The following is a 17,259-nucleotide window of genomic DNA, read 5'->3' as shown; positions in this document are numbered from 1 at the left end:
TGGCGGTGCCTTTTGCATCGCAGGGTTTTTCTACCCTCAATAATTTGGGTTGCAGGCAAGCCAACGCATCTGCAATTTGAAGTATGGCGGGTATTGGAGTTAATGGCGTAAAGAATGAATACACAACAACTGGCAAAACTGCGTTCCATCGTGCCCGAAATGCGTCGCGTTCGGCACATTCACTTTGTCGGCATCGGTGGTGCTGGTATGGGCGGTATTGCCGAAGTTCTGGCCAATGAAGGGTATCAGATCAGTGGTTCCGATTTAGCGCCGAATCCGGTGACCCAGCAGTTGACGAGCCTGGGGGCGACGATTTTCTTTAACCATCGTCCGGAAAATGTGCGTGATGCCAGCGTGGTCGTCGTTTCCAGCGCAATTTCCGCGGATAACCCGGAAATTGTCGCGGCGCATGAAGCGCGTATTCCGGTTATTCGCCGTGCGGAAATGCTGGCGGAACTGATGCGTTTTCGCCACGGCATCGCCATTGCCGGGACGCACGGAAAAACCACAACGACCGCGATGGTGTCCAGTATTTATGCCGAAGCGGGGCTGGACCCGACTTTCGTGAATGGCGGACTGGTGAAAGCCGCAGGCGTTCATGCGCGTCTGGGCCATAGTCGTTACCTGATTGCCGAGGCAGATGAGAGCGACGCATCCTTCCTGCATTTGCAGCCGATGGTCGCGATCGTCACCAATATCGAAGCCGACCATATGGATACCTATCATGGCGACTTTGAAAATTTAAAGCAGACGTTTATTAACTTCCTGCATAACCTGCCGTTCTACGGTCGCGCGGTAATGTGCGTCGACGATCCGGTCATCCGCGAGCTGCTGCCGCGGGTGGGGCGTCAGACCACGACGTATGGCTTTAGCGAGGATGCTGACGTCCGCGTAGAAGATTATCAGCAGATAGGGCCGCAGGGGCACTTTACGCTGTTGCGCCAGGGAATGCAGGATCTGCATGTCACGTTGAATGCGCCGGGTCGCCACAATGCCCTGAATGCCGCTGCGGCAGTGGCGGTAGCGACCGAAGAAGGCATCGACGATGACGCTATCCTGCGCGCGCTGGAAAGCTTCCAGGGGACCGGGCGTCGTTTTGACTTCCTCGGCGAGTTCCCGCTTGAGCCGGTGAATGGTAAAGCCGGGACGGCGATGCTGGTGGATGACTATGGCCATCATCCGACCGAAGTAGACGCCACCATTAAAGCGGCGCGAGCAGGGTGGCCGGATAAAAACCTGGTGATGCTGTTTCAGCCGCACCGTTACACGCGCACGCGCGATCTGTATGACGATTTCGCCAATGTGCTGACCCAGGTCGATGCGCTGCTGATGCTGGACGTTTACCCGGCGGGCGAAGCGCCGATTCCGGGCGCGGATAGCCGTTCTTTATGTCGTACGATTCGTAATCGGGGAAAAATTGACCCGATTCTGGTTTCCGATCCGGCTCAGGTTGCGACAATGTTAGCGCCGGTGCTGACGGGTAACGACTTGATATTAGTGCAAGGCGCAGGAAATGTTGGCAAAATTGCGCGTTACTTATCTGAAATCAAGCTGAAGCCGCAAATCCAGGAGGAAGAGCAACATGGCTGATAAAATCGCGGTCCTGTTGGGCGGAACCTCTGCGGAGCGGGACGTTTCGTTAAATTCCGGCGCGGCAGTGTTGGCCGGGTTACGTGAAGGCGGCATTGATGCGCATCCTGTCGATCCGCAAGAGGTCGATGTCGCGCAGCTTAAAGCAATGGGCTTTCAGAAGGTCTTTATTGCGTTGCATGGCCGCGGCGGTGAAGATGGCACCTTACAGGGAATGCTTGAACTGCTCGGCCTGCCTTATACCGGCAGCGGCGTGATGGCCTCGGCGCTTTCCATGGATAAACTGCGCAGTAAATTGCTGTGGCAGGGCGCAGGCTTACCGGTTGCGCCGTGGGTCGCGCTGACGCGCGCTGAGTTTGAAAAAGGCCTTAGCGAAGAACAAAAAGCGCGAATTTCGGTGCTGGGTTTACCGCTGATCGTCAAACCCAGCCGTGAAGGCTCCAGCGTCGGTATGACGAAAGTAGTAGAAGAAAATGCTTTACAGGGTGCGTTATCATTGGCTTTTCAGCATGATGACGAAGTACTGGTTGAGAAATGGCTGTGCGGTCCGGAATTTACGGTGGCGATAGTTGGCGAAGAAATTTTACCGTCAATTCGTATCCAACCGGCAGGAACCTTCTATGATTATGAGGCGAAGTATCTCTCTGATGAGACTCAGTATTTCTGCCCTGCTGGTTTAGAAGCGTCCCAGGAAGCCGCGCTACAGTCTCTCGTCCTGCAGGCATGGAAAGCTTTAGGCTGCACGGGATGGGGGCGTATTGACGTCATGCTGGACAGCGATGGTCAGTTTTATCTGCTGGAAGCCAATACATCTCCAGGGATGACCAGCCATAGTCTGGTGCCGATGGCGGCGCGTCAGGCGGGAATGAGCTTCTCGCAGTTAGTGGTACGAATTCTGGAGTTGGCGGACTGATATGTCGCAGGCTGCGCTGAACACGCGAAACAGTGATGAAGAGACGCCTTCTTCACGCCGTAACAATGGAACGCGTCTTGCAGGAATACTGTTCCTGCTGACGGTACTGTGCACCGTGTTTGTTAGCGGGTGGGTCGTGTTAGGGTGGATGGAAGATGCGCAGCGTTTACCGTTATCAAAGCTGGTATTAACCGGCGAGCGTCACTACACGCGTAACGATGATATCCGTCAGGCGATACTGGCTCTGGGCGCGCCGGGAACCTTCATGACGCAGGATGTGAACATTATCCAGAGCCAGATTGAGCGTTTGCCGTGGATTAAACAGGCCAGCGTCAGAAAACAGTGGCCTGATGAATTGAAGATTCATCTGGTTGAATATGTGCCGATTGCGCGTTGGAATGATCAACATATGGTCGATGCTGAAGGGAACACCTTCAGCGTGCCGTCAGACCGCATCGGCAAACAGGTTTTACCCATGTTGTATGGCCCGGAAGGCAGCGCGAGTGAAGTGTTGCAGGGATACCGCGAGATGGGGCAGGTGCTGGCTAAGGATAAATTCACTCTAAAGGAAGCGGCGATGACCGCACGTCGCTCCTGGCAATTGACGCTTAATAACGGCATTAAGCTCAATCTCGGCAGGGGCGATACGATGAAAAGGTTGGCTCGCTTTGTAGAACTCTATCCGGTTTTACAGCAGCAGGCGCAAACCGATGGCAAACGGATTAGCTACGTTGATTTGCGTTATGACTCAGGTGCGGCAGTTGGCTGGGCGCCGCTCCCCCCTGAGGAATCTAATCAGCAACAGAATCAGGCACAGGCAGAACAACAATGATCAAGGCGACGGACAGAAAACTGGTAGTAGGACTGGAGATTGGCACCGCGAAGGTTGCCGCTTTAGTAGGGGAAGTTCTGCCCGACGGTATGGTCAATATCATTGGCGTGGGCAGTTGCCCATCGCGGGGTATGGATAAAGGCGGGGTGAATGACCTTGAGTCAGTGGTGAAATGCGTTCAGCGCGCCATTGACCAGGCGGAATTGATGGCTGATTGCCAGATCTCCTCGGTATATCTGGCGCTTTCCGGCAAACATATTAGCTGTCAGAATGAAATTGGTATGGTACCCATTTCCGAAGAGGAAGTGACGCAAGAAGATGTGGAAAACGTCGTGCATACTGCGAAGTCAGTGCGCGTGCGCGATGAACATCGCGTGCTGCATGTGATTCCTCAGGAGTACGCCATTGACTACCAGGAAGGCATTAAAAATCCGGTCGGTCTTTCCGGCGTGCGTATGCAGGCGAAAGTACATTTGATTACCTGCCACAACGATATGGCAAAAAACATTGTCAAAGCTGTTGAACGTTGTGGTCTGAAAGTTGACCAACTGATATTTGCCGGACTGGCGGCCAGTTATTCCGTGTTAACGGAAGATGAACGTGAACTGGGCGTCTGTGTCGTGGATATCGGCGGTGGTACAATGGATATCGCCGTTTATACTGGCGGCGCGCTGCGTCATACCAAAGTGATCCCTTACGCGGGGAACGTGGTGACCAGCGATATCGCTTATGCCTTTGGTACGCCGCCGAGCGATGCTGAAGCCATTAAAGTCCGCCACGGTTGCGCGCTGGGTTCCATCGTCGGTAAAGACGAGAGCGTTGAAGTACCGAGCGTAGGCGGGCGTCCGCCGCGCAGCCTGCAACGTCAGACGCTGGCGGAAGTGATTGAGCCGCGTTACACCGAGCTGCTCAATCTGGTCAACGAAGAGATATTGCAATTACAGGAACAGCTTCGCCAACAAGGGGTAAAACATCACCTGGCGGCGGGGATTGTGTTAACCGGCGGCGCGGCGCAAATCGAAGGGCTTGCTGCTTGCGCTCAGCGCGTGTTTCATACGCAGGTGCGTATCGGCGCGCCGCTGAATATTACCGGTCTGACGGATTATGCCCAGGAGCCGTATTACTCAACGGCGGTGGGCTTGCTTCACTACGGGAAAGAGTCCCACTTAAACGGTGAAGCAGAAGTGGAAAAACGTGTTACGGCATCAGTTGGCTCGTGGATCAAGCGACTTAATAGCTGGCTGCGAAAAGAGTTTTAATTTTTATGAGGCCGCCAGATATTACGGCCTCAGGCGACAGGCACATGACGGAGAGAGATTATGTTTGAACCTATGGAACTAACCAACGACGCGGTGATTAAAGTCATCGGCGTCGGTGGTGGCGGCGGTAACGCTGTTGAACACATGGTGCGCGAGCGCATCGAAGGTGTTGAATTCTTCGCGGTGAATACCGACGCTCAGGCGTTGCGTAAAACGGCGGTTGGCCAGACCATTCAAATTGGTAGCGGCATTACCAAAGGTCTGGGCGCCGGCGCTAACCCGGAAGTCGGTCGTAACGCGGCGGACGAAGACCGTGAAGCGCTGCGTGCGGCGCTTGAAGGCGCAGACATGGTATTTATCGCGGCAGGCATGGGCGGCGGTACCGGAACCGGCGCGGCGCCAGTGGTTGCTGAAGTGGCAAAAGATTTAGGTATTCTGACCGTTGCCGTGGTGACTAAGCCTTTCAATTTTGAAGGCAAAAAGCGCATGGCATTTGCGGAGCAGGGTATCACCGAGCTGTCCAAGCATGTGGACTCGTTGATCACCATCCCGAACGACAAGCTGCTGAAAGTGCTGGGCCGTGGTATCTCCCTGCTCGACGCGTTCGGCGCGGCTAACGACGTGCTGAAAGGCGCGGTTCAGGGCATCGCAGAGCTGATCACCCGCCCGGGCCTGATGAACGTCGACTTTGCTGACGTGCGTACCGTGATGTCTGAAATGGGCTACGCAATGATGGGCTCCGGCGTGGCGAGCGGTGAAGACCGTGCGGAAGAAGCGGCTGAAATGGCTATTTCTTCTCCGCTGCTGGAAGATATCGACCTGTCCGGCGCGCGCGGCGTGTTGGTCAACATTACGGCGGGCTTCGACCTGCGTCTGGATGAGTTCGAAACCGTCGGTAACACCATTCGCGCGTTTGCGTCGGATAACGCCACCGTGGTTATCGGTACCTCTCTGGACCCGGATATGAACGACGAACTGCGCGTGACCGTTGTTGCCACTGGAATTGGTATGGACAAGCGTCCGGAAATCACTCTGGTCACCAATAAACAGGTGCAGCAGCCGGTGTTGGATCGTTATCAGCAGCACGGTATGGCGCCGCTGACGCAGGAGCAAAAAACGGTCGCGAAAGTGGTTAACGACAATACACCACAGGCGGCGAAAGAGCCGGATTATCTGGATATCCCCGCATTCCTGCGTAAGCAAGCTGATTAAGAATTAGCTGGAATTTGGGATTCTGGGCTCTTTGTGCTAAACTGGCCCGCCGAATGTATAGTACACTTCGGTTGGATAGGTAATTTGGCGAGATTATACGATGATCAAACAAAGGACACTTAAACGTATCGTTCAGGCGACTGGCGTCGGTTTACACACCGGCAAAAAAGTCACCCTGACATTACGCCCTGCGCCGGCCAATACCGGGGTCATCTATCGTCGCACCGACTTGAATCCACCGGTAGATTTCCCGGCCGATGCCAAATCTGTGCGTGATACCATGCTCTGTACGTGTCTGGTGAATGAGCATGATGTACGGATTTCAACCGTTGAGCACCTGAACGCTGCTCTGGCGGGCTTAGGTATCGATAACATCGTTATTGAGGTTAATGCCCCGGAAATCCCGATCATGGATGGCAGTGCCGCTCCGTTTGTCTACCTGCTGCTTGATGCCGGTATTGATGAACTGAACTGCGCCAAAAAATTCGTACGCATCAAAGAGACTGTTCGGGTTGAAGATGGCGATAAATGGGCTGAATTCAGACCGTACAATGGTTTTACGTTGGATTTCACCATCGACTTTAACCATCCGGCGATCGATTCCAGCAGCCAGCGCTACGCGATGAACTTCTCTGCGGATGCGTTCATGCGCCAGATCAGCCGTGCGCGTACCTTCGGTTTTATGCGCGATATTGAATATCTGCAGTCCCGCGGCCTGTGCCTGGGCGGCAGCTTCGATTGTGCCATCGTTGTTGACGATTATCGCGTATTGAACGAAGACGGCCTGCGTTTTGAAGATGAATTCGTTCGTCACAAAATGCTCGACGCGATCGGTGACTTGTTCATGTGTGGTCACAATATTATTGGTGCGTTTACCGCGTATAAATCCGGTCACGCATTGAATAACAAATTGTTACAGGCAGTCCTGGCAAAACAGGAAGCCTGGGAATTTGTGACCTTCCAGGACGACGCAGAACTGCCGTTGGCTTTCAAAGCGCCTTCGACGGTACTGGCATAACGACATACGCTGTCGTATAAAATTCGACTGGTTAACCTGGCACTCTCTCCGGCCAGGCGAGCCAGTCGTTTTTTTTACTATCCTTTATCTGCGCTTTCCTTAATACAGCCATTTTGACAGGGTTAAATGGAAACACGGCGCGTTCGCTGTTTTCTTAGCCGATTTTCACCTTAGCTTCTCGTCATTACTGCTGTAGCGCGTACGCTTTAATGATAAGATTTGTGCGCAAATTGTTTTGATTCCGTAAGCCCATGAGGGGCATATCAGGTGGCAATGACGTGAGTGGAATACTGACGCGCTGGCGACAGTTAGGCAGACGATACTTCTGGCCGCATCTCTTATTAGGGATGGTCGCGGCGAGTTTTGGTTTGCCCGCGCTCAGTAACGCCGCCGAAACCAATACGCCTGCAAGGACGACCGCCAGCACCGCGTCTAAAGTTAACTTTAGCCATCTTGCGCTGTTAGAAGCCTCTAACCGTCGTCCCAATTTCACCGTAGATTACTGGCATCAGCACGCTATTCGCACGGTGATTCGCCACCTTTCTTTTGCAATGGCGCCGCAAACGCTGCCCGTTGCCGACGCGCCGTCGCCATTACAGGCGCATCATATCGCCTTACTGAATACGCTCAGCGCGATGCTCACGCAGGAGGGCACGCCGCCGGCGATTGTTCGCCGCCTCTCCCTGGCGTATTTTGCGCCACAAACCGCATTTAGCATCCCGGCCTGGATAAGTCAGGCGCAGGGTATCCGCGCCGGTCCGCAACGTCTCAGCTAACGAAAAAAGACCCTTTTACTTTATTTGTAGCTCCGCGGCGCGGGGCATTTGAGACTTTATTATGCTAATCAAATTATTAACCAAAGTATTCGGTAGCCGTAACGATCGTACGCTGCGTCGTATGCGTAAGGCCGTCAGCCTTATTAATGCGATGGAACCGGAGATGGAAAAACTCTCCGATGACGAACTGAAAGCGAAAACCAACGAATTTCGCGCCCGTATTGAAAAAGGCGAAAGCGTAGAGAGCCTGATTCCGGAAGCGTTCGCGGTAGTGCGTGAAGCCAGTAAACGCGTCTTTGGGATGCGTCACTTCGACGTTCAGCTATTGGGTGGTATGGTGCTCAACGATCGCTGTATCGCCGAAATGCGTACTGGTGAAGGTAAAACGCTGACCGCAACGCTGCCAGCCTACCTGAACGCGCTGTCCGGTAAAGGCGTTCATGTGGTAACCGTGAACGACTATCTGGCGCAGCGTGACGCCGAAAACAACCGTCCGCTATTCGAATTCCTCGGCATGTCCGTTGGTATCAACCTGCCAGGTATGCCTGCGCCAGCCAAACGTGAAGCTTACGCTGCTGACATCACTTACGGCACTAACAACGAATACGGTTTTGACTACCTGCGCGACAACATGGCATTCAGCCCGGAAGAGCGCGTGCAGCGTAAACTGCATTATGCGCTGGTGGATGAGGTCGACTCCATCCTGATCGATGAAGCGCGTACGCCGCTGATTATTTCCGGCCCGGCGGAAGATAGCTCGGAAATGTACAAAAAAGTGAACAAAATCATTCCGCACCTGATTCGTCAGGAGAAAGAAGATTCTGACACTTTCCAGGGCGAAGGCCACTTCTCCGTTGATGAGAAAGCGCGCCAGGTTAACCTGACCGAACGCGGTCTGGTGCTGATTGAAGAGCTACTGGTGCAAGAAGGCATTATGGATGAAGGCGAGTCGCTCTACTCGCCTGGCAATATTATGTTGATGCATCACGTCACCGCCGCGCTGCGCGCGCACGCGCTGTTTACCCGTGACGTGGATTACATTGTGAAAGACGGTGAAGTCATCATTGTTGATGAACATACCGGTCGTACCATGCAGGGGCGTCGCTGGTCTGACGGTCTGCACCAGGCGGTAGAAGCGAAAGAAGGCGTTGAAATTCAGAATGAAAACCAGACGCTGGCGTCTATCACCTTCCAGAACTACTTCCGTCTGTATGAAAAGCTGGCCGGTATGACCGGTACGGCGGATACTGAAGCCTTCGAATTTAGCTCTATCTATAAGCTGGACACCGTCGTTGTTCCGACCAACCGTCCGATGATCCGTAAAGATTTGCCGGATCTGGTGTACATGACCGAAGCGGAAAAAATCCAGGCCATTATCGAAGATATTAAAGAGCGTACCGCGAACGGTCAGCCAGTGCTGGTCGGGACGATTTCTATCGAGAAATCTGAAGTGGTTTCCAGAGAGCTGACCAAAGCGGGCATCAAACATAACGTCCTGAACGCAAAATTCCACGCCAACGAAGCAGGCATCGTTGCGCAGGCTGGTTATCCAGCGGCGGTCACTATCGCTACCAACATGGCGGGGCGTGGTACCGATATTATGCTGGGCGGTAGCTGGCAGGCGGAAGTCGCCGCGCTGGAAGCGCCGACGGAAGAACAGATTGCGCAGATTAAAGCGGACTGGCAGGTACGCCATGACGCGGTTCTGGCTGCCGGCGGTCTGCATATCATTGGCACCGAGCGCCATGAATCCCGCCGTATCGACAACCAGCTGCGTGGCCGTTCCGGTCGCCAGGGCGATCCGGGTTCTTCCCGTTTCTACCTGTCGATGGAAGATGCGCTGATGCGTATTTTCGCCTCCGATCGTGTCTCCGGTATGATGCGTAAACTGGGGATGAAGCCGGGCGAAGCGATTGAGCACCCGTGGGTGACGAAAGCTATCGCTAACGCGCAGCGTAAAGTAGAAAGCCGTAACTTCGATATTCGTAAGCAACTGCTGGAATATGATGATGTGGCGAACGATCAGCGCCGTGCAATTTATACCCAGCGTAACGAACTGCTGGATGTGTCTGACGTGAGCGACACCATTAACAGCATTCGCGAAGATGTCTTTAAGGCGACTATCGACGCCTACATTCCGCCGCAGTCGCTGGAAGAGATGTGGGACATCCCGGGTTTGCAGGAACGCCTGAAAAACGACTTCGACCTGGAGCTGCCGATTGCCGAATGGCTGGATAAAGAGCCGGAGCTGCATGAGGAGACGCTGCGTGAGCGCATCCTGGCGCAGTCTATCGAATTGTATCAGCGTAAAGAAGAGGTGGTTGGCGCTGAAATGATGCGTCATTTCGAAAAAGGCGTGATGCTGCAAACGCTCGATTCCCTGTGGAAAGAGCACCTGGCGGCGATGGATTACCTGCGTCAGGGTATTCATCTGCGCGGCTATGCGCAAAAAGATCCGAAGCAGGAATACAAGCGCGAATCCTTCGCTATGTTCGCCGCGATGCTGGAATCGCTGAAATATGAAGTGATCAGTACCCTGAGCAAAGTCCAGGTACGTATGCCGGAAGAGGTCGAAGCGATGGAAATGCAGCGTCGCGAAGAGGCGGAGCGCCTGGCGCAGATGCAGCAGTTAAGCCATCAGGATGACGATGCCGCCGTGGCTGCCGATCTGGCCGCCCAAACCGGCGAACGTAAGATTGGACGTAACGATCCTTGCCCTTGTGGTTCCGGTAAGAAATACAAACAGTGTCACGGTCGCCTGAGCTAATGCGATAAACTTACCGGCCTGATAAGACATGATGTGTTGCCATCAGGCCGGTGCTGGCATTATTGCCGAAGGGCGCTACGCTTATTCGGCCTGGCATTGAACACAGATAAAAAGGCGCAGGCGACTGCGCCTTTTTTATGGATGCAACAAGATGAAAAAACTGCAAATCGCGGTTGGGATTATCCGCAACCCGAACGACGAAATTTTTATTACCCGACGCGCCGCGGATGCGCATATGGCGAACAAGCTGGAATTTCCCGGCGGAAAAATTGAAGCCGACGAAACACCTGAGCAGGCGTTGATCCGGGAGCTACAGGAAGAGGTGGGGATTACGCCAACACAGGTGACATTATTCGACACTCTGGAATATCAATTCCCGGATAGACACATTACGCTGTGGTTTTGGCTGGTTGAACGCTGGGAGGGCGAACCGTGGGGGAAAGAAGGACAGCCGGGACGGTGGATCGCGCAAAACGCGTTGAATACGGACGATTTTCCACCGGCCAATGAACCGATTATTCGTAAATTACGCCAATTTGCGCCTTAGTGGGGGATCGCAACACGATCCCCATCGATCTTATTAGCGATTTAATGTCGACATAATTTCCGGCCAGTAGCGGGGGCCGGCCGCGGCGTCGTGAGGAAAAACCGCCTCAATTGCCGTCAGCTCCTGCGGGCTTAGGGTCAGTGATAACGCGCCAGGGTTTTCTGGCGCAGTGGCGGCTACGTTTCTGTTATAGCCTAATCTCGCCGATTTTATTGGTATTATCCCGGCCGCGCGCATATGGCGCCAAAACTACGCGTATTTATTGATTATTTTTGTCATAAGGCGATATTGCCGTCTCAACAGAGCCATCACTGTTAGCGCTCTTCGCTCCAGTCGTCGCTATCAGACTGGTCGCCGCTGCTGGCGATTCGTTTCTCTTCGGCGGCCCATTCGCCCAAATCAATTAACTGACAGCGTTTAGAACAAAATGGACGGAAGGGGCTAATTTCCCCCCAGACGACCGGTTTACCGCAGGTCGGACAGTTTACGACGGTCACGTCAGACATTTTTACTCCTTAGCAACAGGCCAGTTCAAAATCAAGACGCTCCGGCACCAGACCATTTTCACTATCCAGCGGCATAAAGCGAATGGCAAAACGGCTCTTATGGCCGGAAATTTGCGGATAAAGTTGTGAATCGAGCGTCAGCATAAGACGCAGCAAATCGGCGTCGTCCCCGTTATCCTGATAAAAACCGTTCAGGCTGGTTTGCTTACGGAAAGGCGCTGAATTTCGGATCAGATCAAGTACCAAAGTCAGCGCCTGGGTGAGGGGATTCAGGCTGGCAAGCCAGCTTTCAATCTGGGCGTCGCGCTGCGCCTGTTGTAGGTGCAACCAGATATGCAGAGTGGGTAAATCGAAACTGCAACAGCCGCCAGGAATACTTAGGCGTTGACGCACAAGGGCAATCAAGCGATCTTCGCGTAGCTGCTGGCCAATCCTCGGGGCGGAGATCAGCACGCTGCCCGCGGATTTTAACTGCTGGCGCAGGGCTTCAATACGGTCTTGATCGACGCCGGGAACCTCAACCCAGGCCTGTAATTTACGCTGCTGGCGCTCCAGTTCTTTCAGCAGTTCGGTACGGACTTCGCCCCGTTCGAACACATCCAGTAGATCGCTGATGTTACGGAAAAAATGCAGTGCGCCAGCATGGTCTGCAATTGGCAGGTTGATGGAGAGCTGTTGGATCAAAAACTCTATGCGCAGCCACGTACGCATCTTCTCATTGAGAGGGTGTTCAAATAGGACCTGGGTGTGCATTACGGTTTTTCCTGTGAGACAAACTGCGACGCGAGCTTAAGATAACTGGCGTGCAGGCGGGCCACATCTGATGCGATAGCATCCGGTGCGCCGTTATTATCAATAACATCGTCCGCCACGGCAAGGCGCGCTTCACGCGTCGCCTGCGCAGCGAGAATGTGTTCAACATGCTCGCGCGTAACATCATCACGCTGCATTGTGCGCATAAGCTGCGTTTCAGGCGTCACGTCAACCACCAGTACGCGGTTGGCTTTTTGATACAGCTTGTTTTCAACCAGCAGAGGCACAACCCATAACACATAGGGCGACGTAGCCTGTTGAAACTGTCGTTGGGTTTCCTGCTGAATTAAGGGATGAAGCAGAGCGTTAAGCCAGGCTTTTTCTTCCGGATGCGAAAAAATACGCTCACGCAGCGCCCGGCGACGTAACGTGCCGTCGGCGGCGATAAGTTCAGAACCAAAATGTTCCGCTATTGCGTTCAGGGCGGGCTGCCCTGGCTCAACCATCTGGCGCGCGATAATATCCGCGTCGATGACGGTTATTCCGAGGTCAGCGAAGGCATCAGCGACGGTACTTTTACCGCTGCCAATACCGCCGGTTAAGGCTACGGTATACCTCATATCTCCAGCTTCCGGAATTTTAGTTTGATAATCAAAAGGTTAAATTTTAAACATACAAAGACGATGCGCTCTGAGCATTAACCTACTATTCGCCAGGTAAATTTATGGGATTGTAACGTAAAAAAAGAGAATTTCGCAGTCTTGTACGGCCATGATTAGTGCGTATGATAGCGTCACTGGAGTTGTGAGTTTCGATTTTTCGCCATTAACCCCAGGAATCCGCACATGCGTATTGAAGAAGATCTGAAGTTAGGTTTCAAAGACGTTCTTATCCGTCCTAAACGTTCTACCCTCAAAAGCCGTTCCGATGTCGAACTGGAACGTCAATTCACCTTTAAACACTCAGGTCAGACCTGGTCTGGCGTACCGATTATTGCGGCCAATATGGATACCGTCGGGACGTTTGAAATGGCGCAAGCATTGGCCGGGTTTGATATTCTGACTGCTGTACATAAACATTATACCGTTGAAGAGTGGGCAGCTTTTATCAACACGGCTTCGGCTGATGTTCTGAAGCATGTGATGGTTTCCACCGGGACCTCTGATGCTGATTTCGAAAAAACCGTGCAGATTCTGGCGCTGGATCCTGCGCTGAACTTTGTCTGTATTGATGTGGCCAATGGCTATTCAGAACATTTTGTGCAGTTCGTCGCGAAAGCGCGTGAAGCATGGCCGACAAAAACAATCTGCGCAGGCAATGTGGTAACGGGCGAGATGTGCGAAGAGCTTATCCTCTCCGGCGCCGATATCGTGAAAGTGGGAATTGGTCCCGGTTCCGTATGCACGACGCGCGTAAAAACCGGCGTCGGTTATCCGCAACTGTCGGCGGTTATCGAATGTGCTGACGCGGCGCATGGCCTGGGCGGCATGATCGTCAGCGATGGCGGCTGCACCATGCCAGGCGACGTAGCAAAAGCCTTCGGCGGCGGCGCGGATTTCGTTATGTTGGGCGGTATGCTGGCGGGTCACGAAGAGAGCGGCGGCAGCGTGGTAGAAGAGAACGGCGAGAAGTTTATGCTGTTCTATGGCATGAGTTCGGAATCTGCGATGAACCGTCATGTCGGCGGCGTCGCGAAATACCGCGCGGCAGAAGGTAAAACGGTTAAATTGCCGCTGCGTGGGCCGGTGGGCAATACCGCCCGCGATATCCTGGGCGGTTTGCGCTCAGCCTGCACTTATGTCGGCGCGTCTCGCCTGAAAGAGTTGACCAAACGCACCACCTTTATTCGGGTGCAGGAACAAGAAAACCGCATTTTCAATAGCCTCTAATATTCTGGCTGGCGTAAATGTGCGCCAGCCTTATCCCATCCCGCTCATCGCGTCTCCCAGATGAAAAATCGGCAAATACATCGCCACCACCAGCGTACCGATAATTAAACCGGTGATGATCAATAACGCCGGTTCCAACAGCGACGCCAGATTATCGGCCAGCGCCAGCGTAGTTTCACTGTGGTGACGGGCAAGGTTATGCAGCATGATATCGAGTGAACCGGACGCTTCGCCCGTTCTGACCAGTTGCAGGCATAGCGGACTAAATTCCTGGGTATTTTTTAGCGCCAACCAGACCGGATTGCCCGCGGCGATCTCCTGATGTACCTGAGTTAAACGCTGTGACCAGTAAGGGCAGCCGAGACTCTCGATAGCGCTTTCCAGTCCCTGAAGAAAAGGAATGCCTGCGCTTTGGGTTAATGCCAGTACGGTGAATATTTGCGCTAGTTTCTGGCCTCTTATCAGGCGACCCATAACGGGAAGCCGTAGCAGAAGACGCTGCCGCTGCGCTTGCCAGGACGGTTTTTGTTTTACCCTGCGGTGAGCGATAGCAATGAGCATCGTCAGGAACAAGATGAGCCAACCCCATGCCGCCCCCCATTGCGCTATCGCGATAATACCGCGCGTCAGAAGAGGGAGCGGGGTATTGAAGCTACGGTAAATGGCGGCAAATTCCGGCAGGACAAAGTGCAGCATGGCGAAAACGACCAGGGCGGCCATTGTCAGAATAATGACGGGATAGCGTAGCGCCTTTTTCACGCTAACCGTAATCTGCCGTTGCGCTTTTTGCTGACGAGCCAGTTCAAAGCAGCAGTCGGCCAGTTTGCCGGTCAGTTCTCCGGTGCGGATCATCGTCTGGTAGAGCGGCGGAAATACCTGCGGCCAGGAGACTAATGCGCTGGAAAAAGGGACGCCCTGTTCAAGCTCGTGAGCCAGCGTGCGCAACAGCGCTTGCCATTGTCGGTGGGGATGCTGTTGCGCAAGGAGTTCCAGCCCTTCAGAAAGCGTCAGCCCGGCATGAATGAGCGTGGCCAACTGATGAATAATTTCAGCGCTTTGCTCTTCTTTCCACAGTGCGGCGTTAACGCCCATGCGCTTGATGCGAAGCGGCATAATGCGCTGATGTTGCAGGGTGATGATCAGCGCCAGACGATTGTCCACCCATACAACGTCTTGTTCCAGTTGACCTTTATCGTTAACGCCTTGCCAGCGCCAGAGCTGTTTAACGCTCATGGGGCATTCCCAGAACGCGCAGTATCTCTTCAAAGGACGTCATGCCTTGCTCAACGGCGCGACAGCCATTTTCAAAAAGCGTCCCTGTACCGGTCTGTTGGAGGTGGGCTTCCAGTGCTTGCGCCGATGCGCCGCTCGCAATTAACTGACGTAATGCCGGGGTAACGGTTAACACTTCGAATAACGCGGTTCGGCCATAAAAGCCGTGGTAGCAATGCTGACAGCCGCTTGCCTGCCAGCGCGGTAGCGCGCTGGGCCAAAGATTGGGCGATAGCACCACGGGATCGCTCAGACGCTGTTTGCAGTGCGGGCAAAGCTTCCTTACCAGGCGTTGCGCTACCACCAGCGTAAGCGCCGATGAGATCATCCAGCGTGCTACGCCCATTTGCTGCAAACGTATCAGGGTTTCGCTGGTGGAGTTCGTATGGAGCGTGGAAAGTACCAGATGGCCCGTTTGTGCCGCCTTAATGGTGATTTCTGCGGTGTCGCCGTCACGAATTTCACCTACCATGATGATGTCAGGATCCTGGCGTAAAAGCGCGCGCAGCACATTTTGAAAGGTGAGCCCGGCGCGGGGATGGATCTGCGTTTGGTTAATCCCATCCAGTGGAATTTCTATCGGATCCTCAACGCTACAGAGGTTGATACCCGGCATATTCCGGGTTTGTAGCGCGCTGTATAGCGTGACTGTTTTTCCGCTACCGGTGGGGCCAGTCACCAGTACCAGCCCCTGAGGTTGCTGTAGGGCTTGTCTAAAAGCGGTAAGTTGTGCCCCGTACATGCCCAGCGTGTCCAGATCCAGCGTTTGTTCAACCTGATGCAACAACCGTAAGACGACTTTTTCGCCTTCTTTACAGGGAAGCGTGGCGATACGAAAAGAGATGCTGTCGCCCGCCAGGTCAACGGTAAATTGCCCGTCCTGCGGCAGCCGATGTTCAGCGATGTCCAAATTTCCCAGGACTTTCAATCTGGCCGTCAGCGCAAGCCCCGTCTCTTTGGCGATGTCCTGCAGAATATGAAGAACGCCATCGATGCGGAGCCTTATCCGGTAGCGGCTGGCGCCTGGTTCGAGATGGATATCAGAGGCGCGTTTCGCCATCGCCGAGCGTAATGTCTGATTGAGAAGCTGGGCCGCGGTTTCTCCGCCTTTCGCGGCGTTTGCCGAGGGGGCCTGATCCGGCTTATGCCGATGATTTTCCATTTGCTGGCGAGTCCAGCACACAATATCAATCTGTTTTTGCGTGGCGAAATGCAGAGCGTCCAGTAACGCATTAGAGGGCGCGTCGACCACCGCAACAGTGATACTGTTGCTGGCGCTATTGATCAGTACAGCCTGATGACGTTGACACAAGGTGTTGAGCTGAGCGTCTTTCATCTTGTCTCCTTAGTTGGCGTCAAAACGGAAGACATCTTCACAAGCCTGTTGTAACGCGCTGTCGCTTTGAATATTGCAGTTACGCGTCCAGCCGGTAATGCCGTTAGCATTGTCCCAGGCGGGCGTCATGATGACGCTAAGCCCGCTCAGACTCTCTTGGCCGGTAAGCGTGATGACGCCTTTTTCCACGCTCATGCCCGAAACATAACGGGTGATGATGGGCGAGGGGATACCGTTGACGCCCGCATCGCATGTGCTCGTCCCACCATGTTCCAGAGCGCAGAGTTCGACGGCGGTACGGTAGGGGACAAACGTTTGCAACATATCCGTCAGCGCCGCTTTACGCAGATAGTTCTGGTAAGCCGGAATGCCAATGGCGCTTAAAATGGCGATGATGCCAATAACGACCATCAGTTCGATAAGCGTGAAACCGCGTTGTTTTTCCATTGTTCGCTCCTTGAGTTAGCTGGCGCTACTGTGGCAAACGCGGGAAGAGCGGGCGAGCGGCAAAAGGTAAAACGGGAAGGCGGATTCTGAAGATTTTCGCTGCGTTACATGACACGGCAACGTTATTGCGAGGCGCTACGAA

Annotated in this window: 16 protein-coding genes and 2 pseudogenes; 11 read left to right on the top strand and 7 right to left on the bottom strand. The window is 53.8% G+C overall.

What is annotated here, in order from left to right; translation table 11 throughout:
* Positions 1 to 114 precede the first annotated feature (114 nt).
* The 9 genes from murC to mutT all read left to right on the top strand — a co-directional run bounded on the left by murC (position 115) and on the right by mutT (position 10,914).
* On the top strand, positions 115 to 1,590 hold the full coding sequence (gene murC / locus NAZ64_RS17210; RefSeq protein WP_020437944.1) for a UDP-N-acetylmuramate--L-alanine ligase: 1,476 nt from the start codon (positions 115 to 117) through the stop codon (positions 1,588 to 1,590).
* Positions 1,583 to 2,503, top strand: a complete 921-nt coding sequence (locus NAZ64_RS17205) for a D-alanine--D-alanine ligase (protein ID WP_220569402.1) — start codon at positions 1,583 to 1,585, stop codon at positions 2,501 to 2,503. The genes murC and NAZ64_RS17205 overlap by 8 nt, the downstream gene beginning before the upstream one ends.
* A gap of 1 nt (position 2,504) precedes the next feature.
* Positions 2,505 to 3,335, top strand: coding sequence for a cell division protein FtsQ (ftsQ, locus tag NAZ64_RS17200; protein WP_000075728.1), 831 nt, complete (start codon positions 2,505 to 2,507; stop codon positions 3,333 to 3,335).
* A complete protein-coding gene (gene ftsA / locus NAZ64_RS17195; RefSeq protein WP_000588463.1) occupies positions 3,332 to 4,594 on the top strand; it encodes a cell division protein FtsA in 1,263 nt (420 codons plus the stop codon). Before ftsQ ends, ftsA begins: the two co-directional genes overlap by 4 nt.
* 60 nt (positions 4,595 to 4,654) lie before the next feature.
* Positions 4,655 to 5,806: a cell division protein FtsZ gene (gene ftsZ / locus NAZ64_RS17190; protein WP_000462785.1), complete on the top strand. Its 1,152-nt coding sequence runs from the start codon at positions 4,655 to 4,657 to the stop codon at positions 5,804 to 5,806.
* Between the two features lie 100 nt (positions 5,807 to 5,906).
* Positions 5,907 to 6,824, top strand: coding sequence for a UDP-3-O-acyl-N-acetylglucosamine deacetylase (lpxC, locus tag NAZ64_RS17185; protein ID WP_000595487.1), 918 nt, complete (start codon positions 5,907 to 5,909; stop codon positions 6,822 to 6,824).
* A gap of 278 nt (positions 6,825 to 7,102) precedes the next feature.
* The gene (secM, locus tag NAZ64_RS17180; protein WP_000014336.1) at positions 7,103 to 7,600 is read left to right on the top strand and encodes a secA translation cis-regulator SecM; all 498 of its coding nucleotides are present in this window, start codon (positions 7,103 to 7,105) and stop codon (positions 7,598 to 7,600) included.
* A 61-nt stretch (positions 7,601 to 7,661) separates the two neighbouring features.
* Positions 7,662 to 10,367, top strand: a complete 2,706-nt coding sequence (gene secA, locus NAZ64_RS17175; RefSeq protein WP_103132970.1) for a preprotein translocase subunit SecA — start codon at positions 7,662 to 7,664, stop codon at positions 10,365 to 10,367.
* A 151-nt stretch (positions 10,368 to 10,518) separates the two neighbouring features.
* Positions 10,519 to 10,914: an 8-oxo-dGTP diphosphatase MutT gene (gene mutT, locus NAZ64_RS17170; RefSeq protein WP_000736058.1), complete on the top strand. Its 396-nt coding sequence runs from the start codon at positions 10,519 to 10,521 to the stop codon at positions 10,912 to 10,914.
* Positions 10,915 to 10,947: 33 nt separating this feature from the next.
* Here mutT and NAZ64_RS17165 read toward each other — a convergent pair.
* Positions 10,948 to 11,160 (bottom strand): annotated as a pseudogene (locus NAZ64_RS17165) (aldo/keto reductase); the annotation flags it as partial.
* Between NAZ64_RS17165 and NAZ64_RS17160 the strand changes: the two are divergent.
* Positions 11,119 to 11,232, top strand: a pseudogene (locus NAZ64_RS17160) (LysR family transcriptional regulator); the annotation flags it as partial. The pseudogenes NAZ64_RS17165 and NAZ64_RS17160 overlap by 42 nt on opposite strands.
* Here the strand turns inward: NAZ64_RS17160 and yacG are convergent.
* Genes yacG through coaE form a run of 3 tightly spaced genes read right to left on the bottom strand, consistent with a single transcriptional unit; the run spans position 11,229 to position 12,793 of the window.
* Positions 11,229 to 11,420: a DNA gyrase inhibitor YacG gene (gene yacG, locus NAZ64_RS17155; RefSeq protein WP_001286419.1), complete on the bottom strand. Its 192-nt coding sequence runs from the start codon at positions 11,418 to 11,420 to the stop codon at positions 11,229 to 11,231. The pseudogene NAZ64_RS17160 and the gene yacG overlap by 4 nt on opposite strands.
* A gap of 9 nt (positions 11,421 to 11,429) precedes the next feature.
* Complete coding sequence (gene zapD / locus NAZ64_RS17150; RefSeq protein ID WP_000557441.1) at positions 11,430 to 12,173, bottom strand: cell division protein ZapD; 744 nt, start codon at positions 12,171 to 12,173, stop codon at positions 11,430 to 11,432.
* Positions 12,173 to 12,793 carry a dephospho-CoA kinase gene (gene coaE / locus NAZ64_RS17145; protein ID WP_115286342.1) on the bottom strand — a complete coding sequence of 207 codons (621 nt, stop codon included), beginning with the start codon at positions 12,791 to 12,793 and terminating at the stop codon, positions 12,173 to 12,175. Before coaE ends, zapD begins: the two co-directional genes overlap by 1 nt.
* Before the next feature lie 225 nt (positions 12,794 to 13,018).
* Here coaE and NAZ64_RS17140 point away from each other — a divergent pair, with 225 nt between their 5' ends.
* Complete coding sequence (locus tag NAZ64_RS17140; protein WP_001217363.1) at positions 13,019 to 14,062, top strand: GMP reductase; 1,044 nt, start codon at positions 13,019 to 13,021, stop codon at positions 14,060 to 14,062.
* Positions 14,063 to 14,092: 30 nt separating this feature from the next.
* Here the strand turns inward: NAZ64_RS17140 and hofC are convergent, their stop codons facing one another.
* Genes hofC through ppdD form a run of 3 tightly spaced genes read right to left on the bottom strand, consistent with a single transcriptional unit; the run spans position 14,093 to position 17,117 of the window.
* A complete protein-coding gene (hofC, locus tag NAZ64_RS17135; RefSeq protein WP_115286341.1) occupies positions 14,093 to 15,295 on the bottom strand; it encodes a protein transport protein HofC in 1,203 nt (400 codons plus the stop codon).
* Positions 15,285 to 16,670, bottom strand: a complete 1,386-nt coding sequence (gspE, locus tag NAZ64_RS17130) for a type II secretion system protein GspE (RefSeq protein WP_220569401.1) — start codon at positions 16,668 to 16,670, stop codon at positions 15,285 to 15,287. The genes hofC and gspE overlap by 11 nt, the downstream gene beginning before the upstream one ends.
* A gap of 9 nt (positions 16,671 to 16,679) precedes the next feature.
* Positions 16,680 to 17,117 (bottom strand): prepilin peptidase-dependent pilin, encoded by a 438-nt coding sequence (ppdD, locus tag NAZ64_RS17125; protein ID WP_076934752.1) that lies wholly within the window; start codon positions 17,115 to 17,117, stop codon positions 16,680 to 16,682.
* Between the last annotated feature and the right edge of the window lie 142 nt (positions 17,118 to 17,259).

Source organism: Salmonella sp. A1325, assembly GCF_056991255.1.
The sequence above is the reverse complement of the archived record's forward strand: the minus strand, read 5'-3'. Positions and strand labels throughout refer to the sequence as shown.

What these genes read in the sequence shown, in the direction of transcription:
- lpxC (WP_000595487.1), top strand. Translation starts at nt 5,907, where the DNA reads ATGATCAAACAAAGGACACTTAAACGTATCGTTCAGGCGACTGGCGTC.
- gspE (WP_220569401.1), bottom strand. Translation starts at nt 16,670, where the DNA reads ATGAAAGACGCTCAGCTCAACACCTTGTGTCAACGTCATCAGGCTGTA.
- secA (WP_103132970.1), top strand. Translation starts at nt 7,662, where the DNA reads ATGCTAATCAAATTATTAACCAAAGTATTCGGTAGCCGTAACGATCGT.
- NAZ64_RS17205 (WP_220569402.1), top strand. Translation starts at nt 1,583, where the DNA reads ATGGCTGATAAAATCGCGGTCCTGTTGGGCGGAACCTCTGCGGAGCGG.
- ftsA (WP_000588463.1), top strand. Translation starts at nt 3,332, where the DNA reads ATGATCAAGGCGACGGACAGAAAACTGGTAGTAGGACTGGAGATTGGC.
- ftsZ (WP_000462785.1), top strand. Translation starts at nt 4,655, where the DNA reads ATGTTTGAACCTATGGAACTAACCAACGACGCGGTGATTAAAGTCATC.
- yacG (WP_001286419.1), bottom strand. Translation starts at nt 11,420, where the DNA reads ATGTCTGACGTGACCGTCGTAAACTGTCCGACCTGCGGTAAACCGGTC.
- coaE (WP_115286342.1), bottom strand. Translation starts at nt 12,793, where the DNA reads ATGAGGTATACCGTAGCCTTAACCGGCGGTATTGGCAGCGGTAAAAGT.
- ppdD (WP_076934752.1), bottom strand. Translation starts at nt 17,117, where the DNA reads ATGGAAAAACAACGCGGTTTCACGCTTATCGAACTGATGGTCGTTATT.
- NAZ64_RS17140 (WP_001217363.1), top strand. Translation starts at nt 13,019, where the DNA reads ATGCGTATTGAAGAAGATCTGAAGTTAGGTTTCAAAGACGTTCTTATC.
- hofC (WP_115286341.1), bottom strand. Translation starts at nt 15,295, where the DNA reads ATGAGCGTTAAACAGCTCTGGCGCTGGCAAGGCGTTAACGATAAAGGT.
- zapD (WP_000557441.1), bottom strand. Translation starts at nt 12,173, where the DNA reads ATGCACACCCAGGTCCTATTTGAACACCCTCTCAATGAGAAGATGCGT.
- mutT (WP_000736058.1), top strand. Translation starts at nt 10,519, where the DNA reads ATGAAAAAACTGCAAATCGCGGTTGGGATTATCCGCAACCCGAACGAC.
- ftsQ (WP_000075728.1), top strand. Translation starts at nt 2,505, where the DNA reads ATGTCGCAGGCTGCGCTGAACACGCGAAACAGTGATGAAGAGACGCCT.
- murC (WP_020437944.1), top strand. Translation starts at nt 115, where the DNA reads ATGAATACACAACAACTGGCAAAACTGCGTTCCATCGTGCCCGAAATG.